Here is a 14,344-nt window from a genome sequence, read left to right as displayed (position 1 = left end):
GGGAGGGCGGAAACGTCAGGGCCGCAGTTCGGCCCACGTCGTGCAGTCGCCTGAGCGGCGGCGGACGGACCCCATGGACGCCGCGATCGCGGACACCAGGCCGAGGCCGTCCGGGGCCTCGCGGCTTGCCTCCGTCACGGCGTCGACCAAGCGCGGATGGCTTCCACGCTGGTCGGTCACCTCGATCCGGGTCATGTCCTCGGTGCCGATCACGTGGACGGTGATGTCACCCGCGCTCGCGCGCACGGCCGAGGCCACGAGTTCCGTGGTGATCAGTTCGGCGTCGTCGGAGTGGTCGAATCCGGCCAGCAGCGCGGCAACGCCGTGGCGCGCCACTGTCACCATCGCCGGGGTTGCGGGGAGAGTTAGGGATTCGTCCATAGCCCGCCTTACGACAGGATTAGCACGTACAGACTCTTAACCTGTACGTGCAGCTTGATTCGGCACGTGCCGGTTGTCAAGCTGTTCGTGCGAATCGCATCGTGAGAATGGGAGTGCGCCCGTGGCCCGCCCGACCTATCAGCGCATCGCCGACGAGCTGCGACGGCGCATCGTCTCGGGCGAGTACGAACCGGGTGACCGGTTGCCGTCGCGGCAGGCACTCGCCACCGAGTTCGATGTGGGGCTCCGGGTGGCGGCCGACGCGGTGGCCGCCCTGGTCGCCGAGGGCTACGTCGTCGCCCGCGCGGGATCGGGCAGCTACGTCCGGCCGCGTCCGCCGCTGCGGCGGCTGACGCGGAACTGGTACCGGGAGAGCCGCGGCGGCTCGCCCTTCCGGGCGGACATGCACGCCCAGGCGGTGCGCGGCGGGTGGGAGTCGGCATCGGAGACCATCGCCGCTCCCGAGGGGATCGCCGAGCGCCTGGCGGTCGCCCCCGGCGCCGAGGTGATGCGGACCCGCTACGTGTTCACCGGCGACGAGGAGCCCGTCATGCTCAGCACCTCCTACGAGCCACTGGAGATCACGCGCGGCACCGCCGTGGTGCTGCCCGAGGACGGCCCGCACGCAGGCCGGGGCGTGGTCGAGCGGATGCGGGAGATCGGTCAGCACATCGCCCACGCCACCGAGATCGTGACCGCGCGCCCCTCCACCGCCGAGGAGTCCGACCGGCTCGGCCTCGGTCGCGGCACCGTGGTGATGGTGATCCAGCGGACCTACTTCACCGAGGAGCGGCCGGTGGAGACGGCCGACATCGTCGTGCCGACGGACCGGTACGAACTGGCGTACACGATCCCGGTCGAGCAGGGTTAGTACGGACGGGCGGGGAGGCAATGGACGCACGGACACTGCATGGCATCGCCGCGATACCGGATCCGGTGGAGCGGGCGCGGGCTGCTTCGGCGGCCATGGGGAGTCTGCAAGGGCAGAGTGTGGAGCTGTCCCGGATCCGGCGCGGGGCCATCGTTGAGGCGCAGGACTCCGGCATGCGGCAGGACGAGATCGCCCGTCGGCTGGGGGTGACGCCGGGGCGGGTCTCGCAGATGAAGAAGGCCGGGGCGGGCGAGCACCGTGCCCCGGCGGGGCCGGTGGGGCCGCGTCCTCGGGTGCTCGTGGAACGCGCGCTGCCCACCCCTCCGGCGGTGCGCGGGTCGAAGTCGCTCTACCTCACCGAGGCGGACCGGCAGGGCCTCACGCCCCGGCGGGAGATGCTGTTCGTCGGGCGCGAACCCGCGAGCGAACACGTCGCCGCCGCGCTGCGCGTGGAACCGGGTGAGGCCGTCGTGGCCCGGCGGAAGATGTTCTGGGCCGACGACGTACCGGTGCGGATCGCGACGAGCTTTTTCCGTGTGGACGTGGCCGAGGGCACGCGCCTCGCCGGGGAGGGGTTCGTGCTGCCTACCCTCCAGGCCGCGATCGAGGAGTTGGGCCACGCTTTCGCCCATGCCACGGAGACGCTGACCGCCCGGCCGCCGACCCCCTACGAGGCCGACCTGCTCGACGTCGCAGGTGAGTGGGTCGTGCAGATCCTGCGCGTCAGTGTGAGCACCGAGAACGTGCCGGTGCACGCGCTGGAGACCGTCTGCGCGGCCTCGCGCCACACCTTCCCCATCGGGCAGGTGGCGGGGGCGGACCAGTTCTGATTCCCGGGCGGCGCCTCCCGGGCGGATGGCTGGTGCGCGGGGGCCGCGAACCGGGTGCTCGGGGGACCATCCCCGCGTGCGCGGGGAGCACAGAGACCCCCATTCCGTTCTCGAAAGACCCCCAGGACCATCCCCGCGTGCGCGAGGAGCACGGGCGGCCGGCGGCGATGGCTCGCGCGGTGTCGGGACCATCCCCGCGTGCGCGGGGAGCACGCCCACCAGAAGCGATCCGGCAGGGGCGGTTCGGGACCATCCCCGCGTGCGCGGGGAGCACCCCGACGACACGGCCGCGTACCGGGTGTTCCAGGGACCATCCCCGCGTGCGCGGGGAGCACTTGGTGTCCTCGCCCCGCCGCACGCTGTCGCGGGGACCATCCCCGCGTGCGCGGGGAGCACGAACTCCCGCCGGGAGCACCCGTGCCCACCGAGGGACCATCCCCGCGTGCGCGGGGAGCACGAGGATCACGACCTCGGAGCCGCCGTCCGCCAGGGACCATCCCCGCGTGCGCGGGGAGCACGCTTATTGAACTGGGCGTTTATGGGCTGGCGCCAGCCTTTTTGGCCACTTCTTCAGAGACGGACATAACGGACAGGAGTGGCGGCGTTCGCTGGTCTCGCCCTCGTGGGCGGTCTCGTGTTACGCGTTTTCCTGGTCTCCGCCTAGGGGCGGCGGAAGACGGGGTAGGCGAAGGTTTCGGTTCCGGCGGAGACTGTCCAGTGTTCCAGGCGCCAGCCTCGGGACTCGATGTCGGCTATCACCTGGCCCCACAGGTGGCGGAAGGACTCGTGCAGGGCCGCTACGTGGACTGGCAGGCCCTGGTCGAGGGCGTCCTGGGCCGCGAGCACCGGGTACTCAGGCGAGTAGTTGGCCACGTTCTCCTCCTGATGGTCGGAAGTCTCCCGCTGTGCCCTCATGCTGCCAGCCCCGGCGCACGCGCGCTCCTAGGGGCCCGTCGGGGCCGGCTCCGGCGGGAAGAAGCGGCGGGTCCACAGCGAGACGTAGACCAGGCCGATCAGGACCGGGACCTCGATGAGGGGACCGACCACGCCCGCCAGGGCCTGGCCCGACGCCGCGCCGAACACGCCGATCGCCACCGCGATGGCCAGCTCGAAGTTGTTGCCGGCCGCCGTGAACGCCAGCGTGGCCGAGCGCTGGTAGCCCAGCCCGATCCCGCGCCCCAGCAGCACCGACACCCCCCACATCAGCACGAAGTAGGCCAGCAGCGGCAGCGCGATGCGCGCGACGTCCAGGGGCTGGGAGGTGATGGCCTCGCCCTGGAGGGCGAACAGCAGCACGATGGTGAACAGCAGCCCGTACAGCGCCAGCGGTCCCACGCGCGGCAGGAACCGCTGCTCGTACCAGGCGCGGCCGCGCGTGCGCTCGCCCAGGGCGCGGGTGAGGTACCCGGCGGCCAGCGGAACGCCGAGGAACACCGCCACCATGGCCGCGATCTCCCACGGCGAGACGTCGATGCCGCTGGTGTCCAGCCCCAGCCACCCCGGCAGCAGGTCGAGGTAGAACCAGCCCAGCGCGCCGAAGGCCACTACCTGGAACAGGGAGTTGAGGGCCACCAGCACGGCGGCGGCCTCGCGGTCGCCGCAGGCGAGGTCGTTCCAGATGACCACCATCGCGATGCAGCGGGCCAGCCCGACGATGATCAGCCCGGTGCGGAACTCCGGCAGGTCGGGCAGGAAGACCCAGGCCAGCGCGAACATCAGCGCCGGCCCCACCACCCAGTTGAGCACCAGGGAGGCGGCCAGCAGGCGGGTGTCGCGGGTGACGGCGCCCAGGCGGTCGTAGCGGACCTTGGCCAGCACCGGGTACATCATCAGCAGCAGCCCCAGCGCGATAGGCACGGAGATCCCGCCGACCTCCACCGCCTCCAGCGCCGCCGACAGCCCCGGCACCCACCGGCCCAGCAGCAGGCCCGCCGCCATGGCCAGGCCGATCCACACCGGCAGGTAGCGGTCCAGCCGCGAGAGCCGCGCCGCGACGGCGCCCTCGGCTCCCTCGGCGCCCCCCGTGGTCGCGGCCTCCTGCGCGCGGGCCATCAGCAGGCCCGCCGCGGCCGGTCGCCGGCGCGCGCGGCGGCGGCGAGGTCGGCGAAGCCGCCGGCGAGCGCCTCCAGCGCCTCGGGCCGCAGCCGGTAGTAGGTGAACCGGCCGCACGGCTCGGTCTCGACCAGGCCGGCCTCGCGCAGCACGCGCAGGTGGTTGGACAGGTTGGTCTGGCGCGCCCCGGTCTCGGCCATGAGGTGGGTGGTGCACAGGGTCTCGCGCGCCAGCAGGGAGACGATCCGCAGCCGCAGGGGGTCGCCCAGCGCGCGGATCACATCAGTGTCGACTGACATCAGCATGGACTGATACTGTCACATCAGCGGGAACTGATGCCGATCGGCCCGCCGTCCGGAAGCGTCCGAAAGGCACCGCCCATGACCGCCGCACCGCCCGTCCCCTCCGTCCTGTTCGTGTGCGTCCACAACGCCGGCCGCTCCCAGATGGCCGCCGCCTGGCTGGCGCACCTGGCCGGGGACCGCGTCGAGGTGCGCTCGGCCGGGTCGGCGCCCGCCGACGAGGTCAACCCCGCCGTGGTCGAGGCCATGGCCGAGGTCGGCATCGACATCTCCGCCCAGACACCCAAGCGGCTGACCCCCGAGGCCGTGGAGTCCTCCGACGTCTGCGTGACCATGGGCTGCGGCGACGCCTGCCCGGTCTTCCCCGGCAAGCGCTACCTCGACTGGGAGCTGCCCGACCCCGCCGGCCGGGGCGTGGCCGCCGTGCGCCCCATCCGCGACGAGATCCGCGCGCGCGTCGAGGGCCTCATCGCCGAACTCACGGCCGGCGCCGGCCGGTAGTCCAGGGAGGGAGGGCGCCGGGGCCGGCCCCGCACCCCGGGTGTCCGGCCCCGGCATTCACCTCCGCCCCGCGCCCACGCGCAGCCGACGCAGCACGTGGCGGGCGTCGCGGCCCACCCCGCGCAGCGTGGCCGACCCGAACCCGCGCTGGAACTCCAGCCCCACATACCCCAGGCCGGGCACGGTGGCCGACACCCCGCCCCGGTGCAGCGGGCGCCCCTGGGCGTCGAGCGCGCCGGTGCCCGCCAGGTAGTCCAGGGCGGGCCGGTAGCCGGTGGCCAGCAGGAGGGTGTCGATCTCCTCCACGGCGCCGTCGGCCCACTCCACCTTGCCGCCGGCCAGCCGCGCGAACATCTCCCGCCGGTCGGGGTTGCCCGTGGCGAACGCGGCCCGGTAGCGGCCGTCGTCGTTGACCAGGGTCGGCCCGCGCTCCCACACGCGGCGCAGCGGCACGGCGTCCAGGCCGCTGCGCACGAACCACCAGTGCAGGTCGCGCCCCAGCAGGTACCGGCCGGCCCACGCCACCGGCGCGCGGGTGGCCAGGCTGACCCGGGCCACGGCCGCGAGTTCGGCGGCGATCTGCACGCCGGAGTTGCCGCCGCCGACCACCACCACCCGCTGCCCGGCGAAGGGCGCGGGCCGCCGGTAGTCGGCGGCGTGCAGCACGGTGCCGGTGAAGCCGTCCAGACCGGGCAGGGCGGGCCGGTGGGGCCGGGAGAACCCGCCGGTGGCGGCCACGACGGCGGCGGCGGTGCGCACCCTGCCGTCGGCCGTGGTGACCGCGAGCCCGTCCGGACCGGCCGCCACGCGCTCCACCCGGCTGCCGCGGCGGATGTCGGCGGCCAGGTCGGCGGCGTAGCCGCGCAGGTAGGCCGTGATCTCGTCGCGCAGCGGGTAGCGGTCGCCGTCGCCCGGCAGCGGCCGGCCGGGCAGCGCGGAGAACCGCGCCGGTGAGAACAGCTCCAGGCTGTCGTAGTAGTGCGGCCAGGAGCCGCCGACCTCGGCGGCGGCCTCCAGCACCAGGGCGCGCACGCCTAGCCGCGCGGCGGCGTGGGCGGTGGCGAGCCCGGACTGGCCGGCGCCGATGACGATCAGGGGGTGGTCGGGCATGGCGACTCCTTGTGAGGGTGAGTGGTGGGGTTTGCGGCGCGGCAAGCGCGCCCGGGTGCAGCCGGCGCCGCGCCGGCTCAGGCCGGACGCTCCGGGTCGGCCGGGCGGGTCAGCGGGGCGAGCAGCGCCCCGGCCGCGCCGATCGCGGCCAGCACCGCGAACATCGCGGGGTAGCCGCCCAGCGCCCCGGCCAGGGCGGCGCCCGCCCAGGGGGCCAGGGCGATGGCCAGCATCAGCGGGCTGTGCAGGATCCCGTTGAGCGCGGCGTAGCGGGCGGTGCCCCACCGGTCGGCCACGGCCGTGGCCTGGAGCAGGGTGAAGATGCCGCGCGCCACCCCCGCCAGCAGCGACACCGCCAGCACGAGCGCGAGCGGCCCCGGCACCGCCGCCAGCAGCGCGGTCGTCGCGGCGCACGCCGCCAGCACCGCGACCGCCCGCCCGACGACCCCGGCGCGCCGCTCCAGCGGCGCGTAGGCCAGGCGGCCCAGCACCTGGCCGATGCCGCCGATCCCCAGTGCCCACGCCGCCACGGTGGTGCCGAACCCGCGCTCCTGGAGCAGCGGCACGATGTTGACCACCACCGCGTAGACCCCGAACGCGCCCAGGGTCAGCGCGGCGGTCAGCGCCAGGAACGCCCGGTCGGCCACGACCCTGCGCAGCGCGACCGCGCGCCCGGCCCCCGCCGCTCCGCCGGCCCCGCCCCGCCAGGGCGGGGTGAGCGCCAGCGCGTGCAGCGGCAGCACCACGCACAGCAGCACCAAAGCCAGCACCCCGTAGGCGCCGCGCCAGCCCAGCGCTGCCTCCAGGGCGGCGGTGAGCGGGGCGAACACCGTGCTGGAGAGCCCGGCGGCCAGGGTCAGCGCCGTCAGCGCCCGCACCCGCCCCGAGCCGAACCAGGCGGTCAGCGCGGCGAACGCCGGCGGGTAGAACAGGCCCGAGGTGGCCGCGCCCGCCGCCAGCCACGCCAGGAAGAACGCGGGCAGGCCGGGCGCCAGGGCGATCCCCGCGACCGCCGGCACGGCCAGCGCGGCGGCGGCGGTCATGACCGCGCGCGGCCCCGCCCGCTCCAGCCACCGCCCGACCCCGGCCTGCGCCAGCGCCGAGACGACCTGGGCGGCGGAGTAGGCGGCGGTGACCGTGGCCGGCGACCAGCCGGTGTCGGCGCTGATGGCGGGGGCCAGCACCGGGAAGGCGTACAGGAGCACGCCGTAGCTGGTGGTCACCGTGACGCACAGCGCCACCAGCGCGCGGCGCGACCCCGGAGCGGGACCGGCCTGGGGGTCGGTGCCGCCCGCCACTACCGCAGGACGGGCAGGACCGCGCGGACCGGCGCCACCGCGACCGGTTCGGGCGCACCGCAGCAGCCGCCGTCGTCTCCGGCTTGGGCGTCGGCGTCGTCGAGCCCCGGCCCCTTGCACACGCCGGTCTCGGGCAGGACCAGCTCCACCCGCGCGGCCGCCTCGTGGTCGCCCGCGAGCGCGGCGGCGATGCTGCGCACCTGCTCGAACCCGGTCAGGGCGAGGAACGTGGGGGCGCGGCCGTAGGACTTCATGCCGGCCAGGTAGAACCCGGGCTCGGGGTGGGCCAGTTCGGCGGCGCCGTGGGGGTAGACGGTGCCGCAGGAGTGCGTGTTGGGGTCGATCAGCGGCGCCAGGGCCGCCGGCGCCTCAAGGGCGGGGTCCAGGCCGAGCCGGATCTCCGCCAGCGGCGCCAGGTCGGGCCGGAACCCGGTCAGGGCGACGACCCGGTCGACGGGCGCCAGGGCGCGGCCGTCCTCGTCGGTGAGCACCACGCCGCCGCCCTCGCGGCGGACCCCGGCGGTGCGGAACCCGGTGACCACCTCGACGTGCCCGGCGTCCACCGCCTCCTGGGCGCGCCGCCCCAGGGCGCCGCGCGCGGCGAGTTGGTCGGCGGCTCCGCCGCCGAAGGCGTCGCCGACCGCGCCCCGGCGCAGCACCCACACCACGCGGGTGCCGGGCGCCTCGGCGGCGAGTCCGGCCAGCGCGACCAGGGCGGTCAGCGCGGAGTGCCCGCTGCCGACCACGGCGGTGCGCCGCCCGGCGTGGCGTTGGCGCACCTGCTCCTCGGCCAGGTCGGGGACGCGGTAGGTGAGGCGGTCGGCGGCCTCGGCCTCGCCGAGGGCGGGCAGGCCGTCGGCGCCCAGCGGGTTGGGTGAGCCCCACGTGCCCGAGGCGTCGACCACGGCGCGCGCGGCCAGCCGCTCCTCGCCGCCGGCGGTGCGCACCCGCACCGTGAAGGGTGCGTCGGCGCGCCCGGCGTCCACGACCCGGTCGCGGCCGCGCCGGCTGACGCCGGCCACCTCGGCGCCGAAGCGCACCCGCTCGCCCAGCGCGGCGGCCAGCGGCTCCAGGTAGGCCGCGGCCCACTCCGCGCCGGTGGGGTAGGCGCCGGCGTCGGGCCGGGTCCATCCGGTCGGGGCGAGCAGCCGCTCGGCCGCCGGGGCGACCAGGTCGCGCCAGGAGGAGAACAGCCGCACGTGGCCCCACTCCCGCACGGCCGCCCCCGCCGCGGCGCCCTTCTCCAGCACGAGCGCGGGCAGGCCGCGCTCCGCCAGTTCCGCCGCCGCGGCCAGCCCCACCGGGCCCGCGCCGATCACCACGACCGGGTGTTCCTCGACCATGACGCACCCTTTCATCGATGTCCGTCGATTGACTGGCACTCTATCGACCGGAATCAATGGACGCAACCATAGATTGTGATCGATAATGGGGTCATGAGCGCACCGACCCGCACCGACCCGCTGCCGACCCTGCCCGCCGCCGACGCCGAGACCTACGCCGCCTGGTTCGCCTGCCTGGCCGAACCCGCCCGCGTGCGGCTGCTGCACACCATCGCCGCCGCCCCCGGCGCGGTCACGGTGGGCGAACTCGCCGACGCCCTCGGACTGCGCCAGCCCACGGTCTCCCACCACCTGCGCCGGCTCGCCGACGCCGGGTTCGTCACCCTGACCAAGCAGGGCACCTCCACCCGCGTCATGATCAACCCCGCCTGCTGCACCGGCCTGCCGCACGCCGCCGACGCCGTGATGGGCCTGCTCGCCGCCCGGCCGTGCTGCCCGACCGACCTGCCCGCCGACGTCGCGGTGCGGGCCATGGCGGCCGCCGACTTCCCCGCCGTGCTGGCGATCTACGCCGAGGGCATCGCCACCGGCAACGCCACCTTCGAGACCGAGACCCCCTCGGCCGACGCCCTCGACGCCAAGTGGCTGCCCGGCCACCGCTGGGTCGCCGAGGTCGACGGCGAGATCGCGGGCTGGGCCGCCGCCACCCCGGTCTCCACCCGCGCCGTCTACGCGGGCGTGGCCGAGACCTCCGTCTACGTCGCGGCCGCCGCGCGCGGCCGGGGCGTGGGCAAGGTCCTGCTGCACCGCCAGGTCACCGCCGCCGACGCCGGCGGCCTGTGGACCCTCCAGACCGCGATCTTCCCGGAGAACAAGGCCAGCCTCGCCCTGCACCACAGCGCCGGGTTCCGCACCCTGGGCGTGCGCGAGCGCATCGGGCGCCACCACGGCGTCTGGCGCGACACCGTGATGCTGGAGCGCCGCCGCGACGACGCCCGCGCCGACGGGGAGCCCTCCGACTGCGCGGTGCCCGCGCCCGCGCGGGTCCCGGCCGCCGAGGGGCGCTGACCCCCGCGCCCACCGGGCGTCCGCGCGCCTCACACCGCCAGCAGCACGACCAGCCCCACGGCCAGCAGGAAGTCCAGCACGGCGCAGAACTCCGCCAGCGGGCGGTGGACCACCCGGTCGGCGCGCCAGTGCACCACGTCCCAGGCCGCGTGGCCCAGCAGCACCGCCGCCACCAGGTAGCCGGCGAAGGACAGGCCGGCGTACTCGGCGGCCAGCACCACCGCCGCCACGGCCGCCATCTGCGGCAACTGCCACCGGTACAGGCCGGGCTCCAGCAGCCGGCCGTTGATCAGGCCCGCGACCGCCACGGCCACGGCCAGCGGGCCGGTGACCCACAGGTGGTCCACCCCAAGGAACTCGGCGCCGCGCGCCAGGAGCAGCAGCGCCACCAGGATCGGCCAGACGGCGAGGGGCCGGCCGGCCACGGCGGTGGCCAGGTAGGTCAGCGCGGCCAGGAAGGCGATCATGGCCGCGTTGGAGGGATCCTCCTCGGTGGAGACGACCGCGATCGCCACGCCCAGGTAGGTGGGCCAGCGGCCGCCGACCGCCGCCGCCAGGCGGCGCGCCCGGCCGCGCGGGGCGGGCGCGGAGGGCACGGCGGGCCGACCGGACGGGGAGGGGGCCGGTCCGGCGGCGGGCGGCTGCCCGCCGCCGTCGGGTGCGGGATACGGGGGGTGGGTATCGTTCATGCCTCGACTATGGCGGCCGCACCCGGCCGGCACGAGCGCCCGGCGAACCCTGTCCGAAAACGTGGCAAACCGGTCCGCTCCGCCTATGCTCGGGACATGAGAGCGCGCCCCGTCGTGGTGGTCGGCTACGACGACGCCGAACTCCTGGACATCGCGTGCATCACCACCAGCCTGGAGACGGCCAACCGCATCAGCCGCACCGCCACGCCCTACCGGATCTCCCTCGCCAGCCCCGGCGGCCGGCCCGTCGTGTGCCCGCCGGGCCTGGTCCTGAACGCGCACCTGCCGCTGGGGTCGGTCGTCGGCCCGCTGGACACCCTGATCGTCTCCGGCGGCTGGGGGCACCGCCGCGCCGCCGCCGACCCCGTGCTGACCGGCCACGTCCGCCGCCTGGCGCGCGAGAGCCGCCGGGTGGCCTCGGTCTGCACCGGCGCCAGCGTCCTGGCCGCGGCCGGCCTGCTCGACGGCCGCCGCGCCACCACCCACTGGCGCTTCGCCCCCGAACTGGCCGCCGACCACCCCGGCGTCGCCGTCGACGCCGACCCCATCTACATCCGCGACGGCAACGTGGCCACCTCCGCCGGGGTCACCAGCGCCCTGGACCTGATGATCGCCTTCATCGAGGAGGACCACGGCCCCCAGCTCGGGCGGCAGGTGGCCCGCGCGCTGGTGACCTACCTCCAGCGGCCGGGCAACCAGGCGCAGATCAGCATGTTCACCGCGCCCGCCCCCGCCGGCCCCGACGTGGTGCGCCGCGTCACCGAGCACGTCGCCGCCGACATCGCCGGCGACCTCGGCACGGAGGCGCTGGCCGCCGTGGCGGGCGTGAGCGCGCGCCACCTCACCCGGCTGTTCCTCAGCCACCTCGGGCAGCCGCCCGGCCGCTACGTGCGCCGGGCCCGCGCCGAGGCCGCCGCGCACCTGCTGGCCACCACCGCGCTGCCGATCGGGCGGGTGGCGGCCCGCTGCGGGTTCGGCTCGGCCGAGGCGCTGCGCCACGCGTTCGTGGAGCGGTACGGGACCACGCCCTCGCGCCACCGCGCGACCGGCAGCCGCGCGGCGTCCTGACGCGGCCCGCGCGCGGCGCGCCCGGACGGTGCGCGCCGGACCTGGCCCCGGCGCGGGCGTCCCGCCCCGACCGCCCCAGCCGCCCCGCCCGCGCGCGCGGCGGCCGACACCGGCCCTGGTGGGCGCGGTCCCGGTTCCGGCGGGGCGGCGCCGGGTAGACTCCCCGCGCCCCCAGTTCCCCGGACATCGGGAGACCGCGTTGACCAGCCCGCCCCCCGCCCACCCCTCCCCCGCTCCCGCGCGCGGCGGCCCCGACGCGTTCGTCGTCGTCGCGGTCCTGGGCGTGGTGGGGCTCGTCGCCGGACTCGGCCTGGGCCTGCTGCCCGTGTCGGTCGCCGACACCTCCTGCGGTTCGGTGTTCAGCCCCGCCTACGACGCCGAGCCCTCGGTCGGCGACTGGCTGTTCGGCAACCCGGTGCGCGACGCCTGCATCGAGATGCACAACAGCATGCGCACCCCCATGTTCGTGCTGCTCATCCTGGGCGCGGCGGCCACCGTCATCCCGCTCGTCATCCGCTGGACCATGCGTCGCTGACCGCGCCGCCGGCGCCCCGCCCCTCAGGCCGGCGGCGCGAGGTCGACCCGGCGCAGCAGTTGGGCGTTGAGCGCCACCACGATCGTGGACAGGCTCATCACGACCGCGCCCACCGCCGGCGGCAGGACGAACCCCACCGGCGCCAGCACGCCCGCGGCCAGGGGCACCGAGGCGACGTTGTACCCGGCGGCCCACACCAGGTTCTGCCACATCTTGCGGTAGCCCGCCGCCGACAGGGTGCGCACCGCGACCACCGCGCGCGGGTCGTCGGAGGCCAGCACCACCCCGGCCGACTCCACGGCGACGTCGGTGCCGGCGCCGATGGCCACACCCACGTCGGCGCGCGCCAGCGCGGGCGCGTCGTTGACGCCGTCGCCCACCATGGCCACCCGCCGGCCCCGCTCCTGGAGGCCGCGCACCACCCGGTCCTTCTGGTCGGGCAGCACCTCGGCAAACACCTCGTCGATGCCCAGGCGCGCGGCGACCGCGTCGGCCACGCTGCGGGCGTCGCCGGTGACCATGGCCACGCGCACGCCCCGGTCGTGCAGCGCCCGCACCGCGCCGGCGGACTCGGGGCGGACCTCGTCGGCCATGCCCAGGGCGCCCACCACCGCGCCGTCGGCCACCGCGTAGAGCACCGTGGCGCCCTCGGCGCGCCACGCGGCGGTGCGCCCGGCCAGGGACTCGGGCTCGGCGGCCCCCAGCTCGGCCAGCAGGCCCGGCCCGCCCACGTGCACCACCGATCCGGCGACCTCGGCGCGCACGCCGCGCCCGGTGAGCGAGCCGAACGCCGAGGCGGCGGGCACCGGGCCGCGCTCGCGCGCCGCCCGCACCACCGCGCGGGCCAGCGGGTGCTCGGAGTCGGCCTCCGCCGCGCCGGCCAGCGCCAGCACGCGGTCGGAGTCGTGCCCCTCGGCCGCCGCGACGCCGGTCAAGGCCGGGGCGCCCTTGGTCAGCGTGCCGGTCTTGTCGAACAGGACGGTGTCCACCACCCGCATGCGCTCCAGGGCCAGCCGGTCCTTGACCAGGATCCCCGACCGGGCGGCCTTGCCCGTGGAGATCGCGATGACCAGCGGGATGGCCAGGCCCAGGGCGTGGGGGCAGGCGATCACCAGGACGGTGACGGTGCGCTCCACGGCGACCGTGAGGTCGCCGCTCAGCGCCCACACGGCGAAGGTCACCGCCGCCGCGGCCAGGGCGAACCAGAACAGCAGGGCCGCCGCGCGGTCGGCCAGCGCCTGGGCGCGCGACCGCGACGCCTGCGCCTCGCCCACCAGCCGCCGGATGCCGGCCAGCGTGGTGTCCTCGCCCACGGCCTCCACCCGCACCCGGATCGCGGAGTCGGTGGCCACCGTCCCGGCGGTCACCCGGTCGCCCTCGGCGCGGGCCACCGGGCGCGACTCCCCGGTGATCATGGACTCGTCCATGGCGGCGCGCCCGGCCACCACCGAGGCGTCGGCGGGCACCCGGCCGCCCGAGCGCACCAGCACGGTGTCGCCCACGCGCAGCTCGGCGGCGGGCACCTGCTCGACCGCGCCGTCGGCGCCGACGCGCTCTGCGGTGTCGGGCAGCAGGTCGGCCAGCGCCTCCAGCGCGCCCGACGCCTGGCCCAGTGCGCGCATCTCCAGCCAGTGGCCCAGCAGCATGATCGCCACCAGCAGCACCAGCTCCCACCAGAAGTCCAGCGCCATGGACGCCAGGCCCAGCGTGCTCATCAGGCTGGCGGCGAAGGCGACGGTGATGGCCAGCGCGACCAGGGTCATCATGCCCGGGCGGCGCTCGCGCAGCTCGCCCACGGCGCCGCTGAGGAAGGGCCAGCCGCCGTAGCCGAACACGACCGCGCCCAGCACCGGCGGCACCCACGTCAGCGCGGCGGGCACGGTGTAGCCGAACCAGTCCGCGATCATGTGGCTGGTCAGGACCACCGGCACGGCCAGGGCGAGGTTCCACCAGAAGCGGGAGCGGAACTGCGCGGCGTGGTCGCCGTGGCCGGCGTGGCCGCCGTGGTGTCCGTGGTGCCCGTGGTCGGCCTGGCCCGGGTGCCCGGCGTGCTCGCCGTGGCCGGGCCGTCCGGTGCCGGGCGTGGCGGCGGGGTCGGCGGTGTGGTCGGCGGGGCCGGTGCCGCCGTGGTCGCGGCCGTGCCGCGCGTGCGGTCCGGCGGCGCCCGGCGGACGGTGCCCCGAATGGTCGGCGTGGGGGTTCACGGCGTCCTCCTCTGCGGTTCGTCTGCCCGTATATATACCCCCAGGGGGTATATCGCTGTCAAATCTACCCGCCGCGTCAACCGGGCGTCCGCCGCCGCGCCGGAGCGCGCGGCCACCGGAAACGCGCACGTGGTTACGGGCGTGATCACGGG

At 76.2% G+C, this 14,344-nt stretch carries 15 protein-coding genes and 1 CRISPR repeat array; of the genes, 6 read left to right on the top strand and 9 right to left on the bottom strand.

Annotated elements, in window-relative coordinates:
• Window positions 1-15: 15 nt before the first annotated feature.
• Window positions 16-345, bottom strand: coding sequence for an ATP-binding protein (locus LG943_RS08530; RefSeq protein WP_270071666.1), 330 nt, complete (start codon window positions 343-345; stop codon window positions 16-18).
• A 157-nt stretch (window positions 346-502) separates the two neighbouring features.
• On the opposite strand from LG943_RS08530, the gene LG943_RS08525 reads away from it, so the two are divergent.
• Window positions 503-1,252, top strand: coding sequence for a GntR family transcriptional regulator (locus tag LG943_RS08525; protein ID WP_270071665.1), 750 nt, complete (start codon window positions 503-505; stop codon window positions 1,250-1,252).
• A gap of 20 nt (window positions 1,253-1,272) precedes the next feature.
• Window positions 1,273-2,082 (top strand): UTRA domain-containing protein, encoded by an 810-nt coding sequence (locus LG943_RS08520; protein ID WP_270071664.1) that lies wholly within the window; start codon window positions 1,273-1,275, stop codon window positions 2,080-2,082.
• A gap of 62 nt (window positions 2,083-2,144) precedes the next feature.
• A CRISPR array of direct repeats spans window positions 2,145-2,600; the repeat unit is 29 nt; unit sequence GGGACCATCCCCGCGTGCGCGGGGAGCAC.
• Window positions 2,601-2,742: 142 nt separating this feature from the next.
• On the opposite strand, the gene LG943_RS08515 is transcribed toward LG943_RS08520, so the two are convergent.
• From LG943_RS08515 to LG943_RS08505, 3 genes are read right to left on the bottom strand one after another with little or no spacing between them, the layout of a single operon-like run.
• On the bottom strand, window positions 2,743-2,997 hold the full coding sequence (locus tag LG943_RS08515; protein ID WP_270071663.1) for a hypothetical protein: 255 nt from the start codon (window positions 2,995-2,997) through the stop codon (window positions 2,743-2,745).
• A 27-nt stretch (window positions 2,998-3,024) separates the two neighbouring features.
• Window positions 3,025-4,134 carry an ACR3 family arsenite efflux transporter gene (gene arsB / locus LG943_RS08510; protein WP_270071662.1) on the bottom strand — a complete coding sequence of 370 codons (1,110 nt, stop codon included), beginning with the start codon at window positions 4,132-4,134 and terminating at the stop codon, window positions 3,025-3,027.
• Entirely contained in the window at window positions 4,134-4,439 is a 306-nt protein-coding gene (locus LG943_RS08505) for an ArsR/SmtB family transcription factor (RefSeq protein WP_270071661.1), read from the bottom strand. Before LG943_RS08505 ends, arsB begins: the two co-directional genes overlap by 1 nt.
• A 75-nt stretch (window positions 4,440-4,514) precedes the next feature.
• On the opposite strand from LG943_RS08505, the gene LG943_RS08500 reads away from it, so the two are divergent.
• On the top strand, window positions 4,515-4,937 hold the full coding sequence (locus LG943_RS08500) for an arsenate reductase ArsC (protein WP_270071660.1): 423 nt from the start codon (window positions 4,515-4,517) through the stop codon (window positions 4,935-4,937).
• Between the two features lie 57 nt (window positions 4,938-4,994).
• On the opposite strand, the gene LG943_RS08495 is transcribed toward LG943_RS08500, so the two are convergent.
• The 3 genes from LG943_RS08495 to LG943_RS08485 form a co-directional block, all read right to left on the bottom strand.
• Window positions 4,995-6,047: a flavin-containing monooxygenase gene (locus LG943_RS08495; protein WP_270071659.1), complete on the bottom strand. Its 1,053-nt coding sequence runs from the start codon at window positions 6,045-6,047 to the stop codon at window positions 4,995-4,997.
• A gap of 77 nt (window positions 6,048-6,124) precedes the next feature.
• A complete protein-coding gene (locus tag LG943_RS08490) occupies window positions 6,125-7,345 on the bottom strand; it encodes an MFS transporter (RefSeq protein ID WP_270071658.1) in 1,221 nt (406 codons plus the stop codon).
• Window positions 7,345-8,688, bottom strand: a complete 1,344-nt coding sequence (locus LG943_RS08485) for an FAD-dependent oxidoreductase (RefSeq protein ID WP_270071657.1) — start codon at window positions 8,686-8,688, stop codon at window positions 7,345-7,347. Before LG943_RS08485 ends, LG943_RS08490 begins: the two co-directional genes overlap by 1 nt.
• A 93-nt stretch (window positions 8,689-8,781) precedes the next feature.
• On the opposite strand from LG943_RS08485, the gene LG943_RS08480 reads away from it, so the two are divergent.
• Entirely contained in the window at window positions 8,782-9,696 is a 915-nt protein-coding gene (locus LG943_RS08480; protein ID WP_270071656.1) for a helix-turn-helix domain-containing GNAT family N-acetyltransferase, read from the top strand.
• A gap of 29 nt (window positions 9,697-9,725) precedes the next feature.
• Here LG943_RS08480 and LG943_RS08475 read toward each other — a convergent pair whose 3' ends face one another.
• Window positions 9,726-10,385, bottom strand: a complete 660-nt coding sequence (locus tag LG943_RS08475) for a hypothetical protein (RefSeq protein ID WP_270071655.1) — start codon at window positions 10,383-10,385, stop codon at window positions 9,726-9,728.
• 96 nt (window positions 10,386-10,481) lie between these two features.
• On the opposite strand from LG943_RS08475, the gene LG943_RS08470 reads away from it, so the two are divergent.
• Window positions 10,482-11,453: a GlxA family transcriptional regulator gene (locus tag LG943_RS08470; RefSeq protein ID WP_270071654.1), complete on the top strand. Its 972-nt coding sequence runs from the start codon at window positions 10,482-10,484 to the stop codon at window positions 11,451-11,453.
• A 199-nt stretch (window positions 11,454-11,652) separates the two neighbouring features.
• Window positions 11,653-11,988 (top strand): hypothetical protein, encoded by a 336-nt coding sequence (locus LG943_RS08465; protein WP_270071653.1) that lies wholly within the window; start codon window positions 11,653-11,655, stop codon window positions 11,986-11,988.
• 23 nt (window positions 11,989-12,011) lie between these two features.
• Here the strand turns inward: LG943_RS08465 and LG943_RS08460 are convergent, their stop codons facing one another.
• Window positions 12,012-14,192, bottom strand: coding sequence for a heavy metal translocating P-type ATPase (locus tag LG943_RS08460; RefSeq protein WP_408648565.1), 2,181 nt, complete (start codon window positions 14,190-14,192; stop codon window positions 12,012-12,014).
• Window positions 14,193-14,344 lie beyond the last annotated feature (152 nt).

Source organism: Streptomonospora mangrovi (assembly GCF_027604915.1).
GTDB lineage: Bacteria > Actinomycetota > Actinomycetes > Streptosporangiales > Streptosporangiaceae > Streptomonospora > Streptomonospora mangrovi.
The sequence above is the reverse complement of the archived record's forward strand: the minus strand, read 5'-3'. Positions and strand labels throughout refer to the sequence as shown.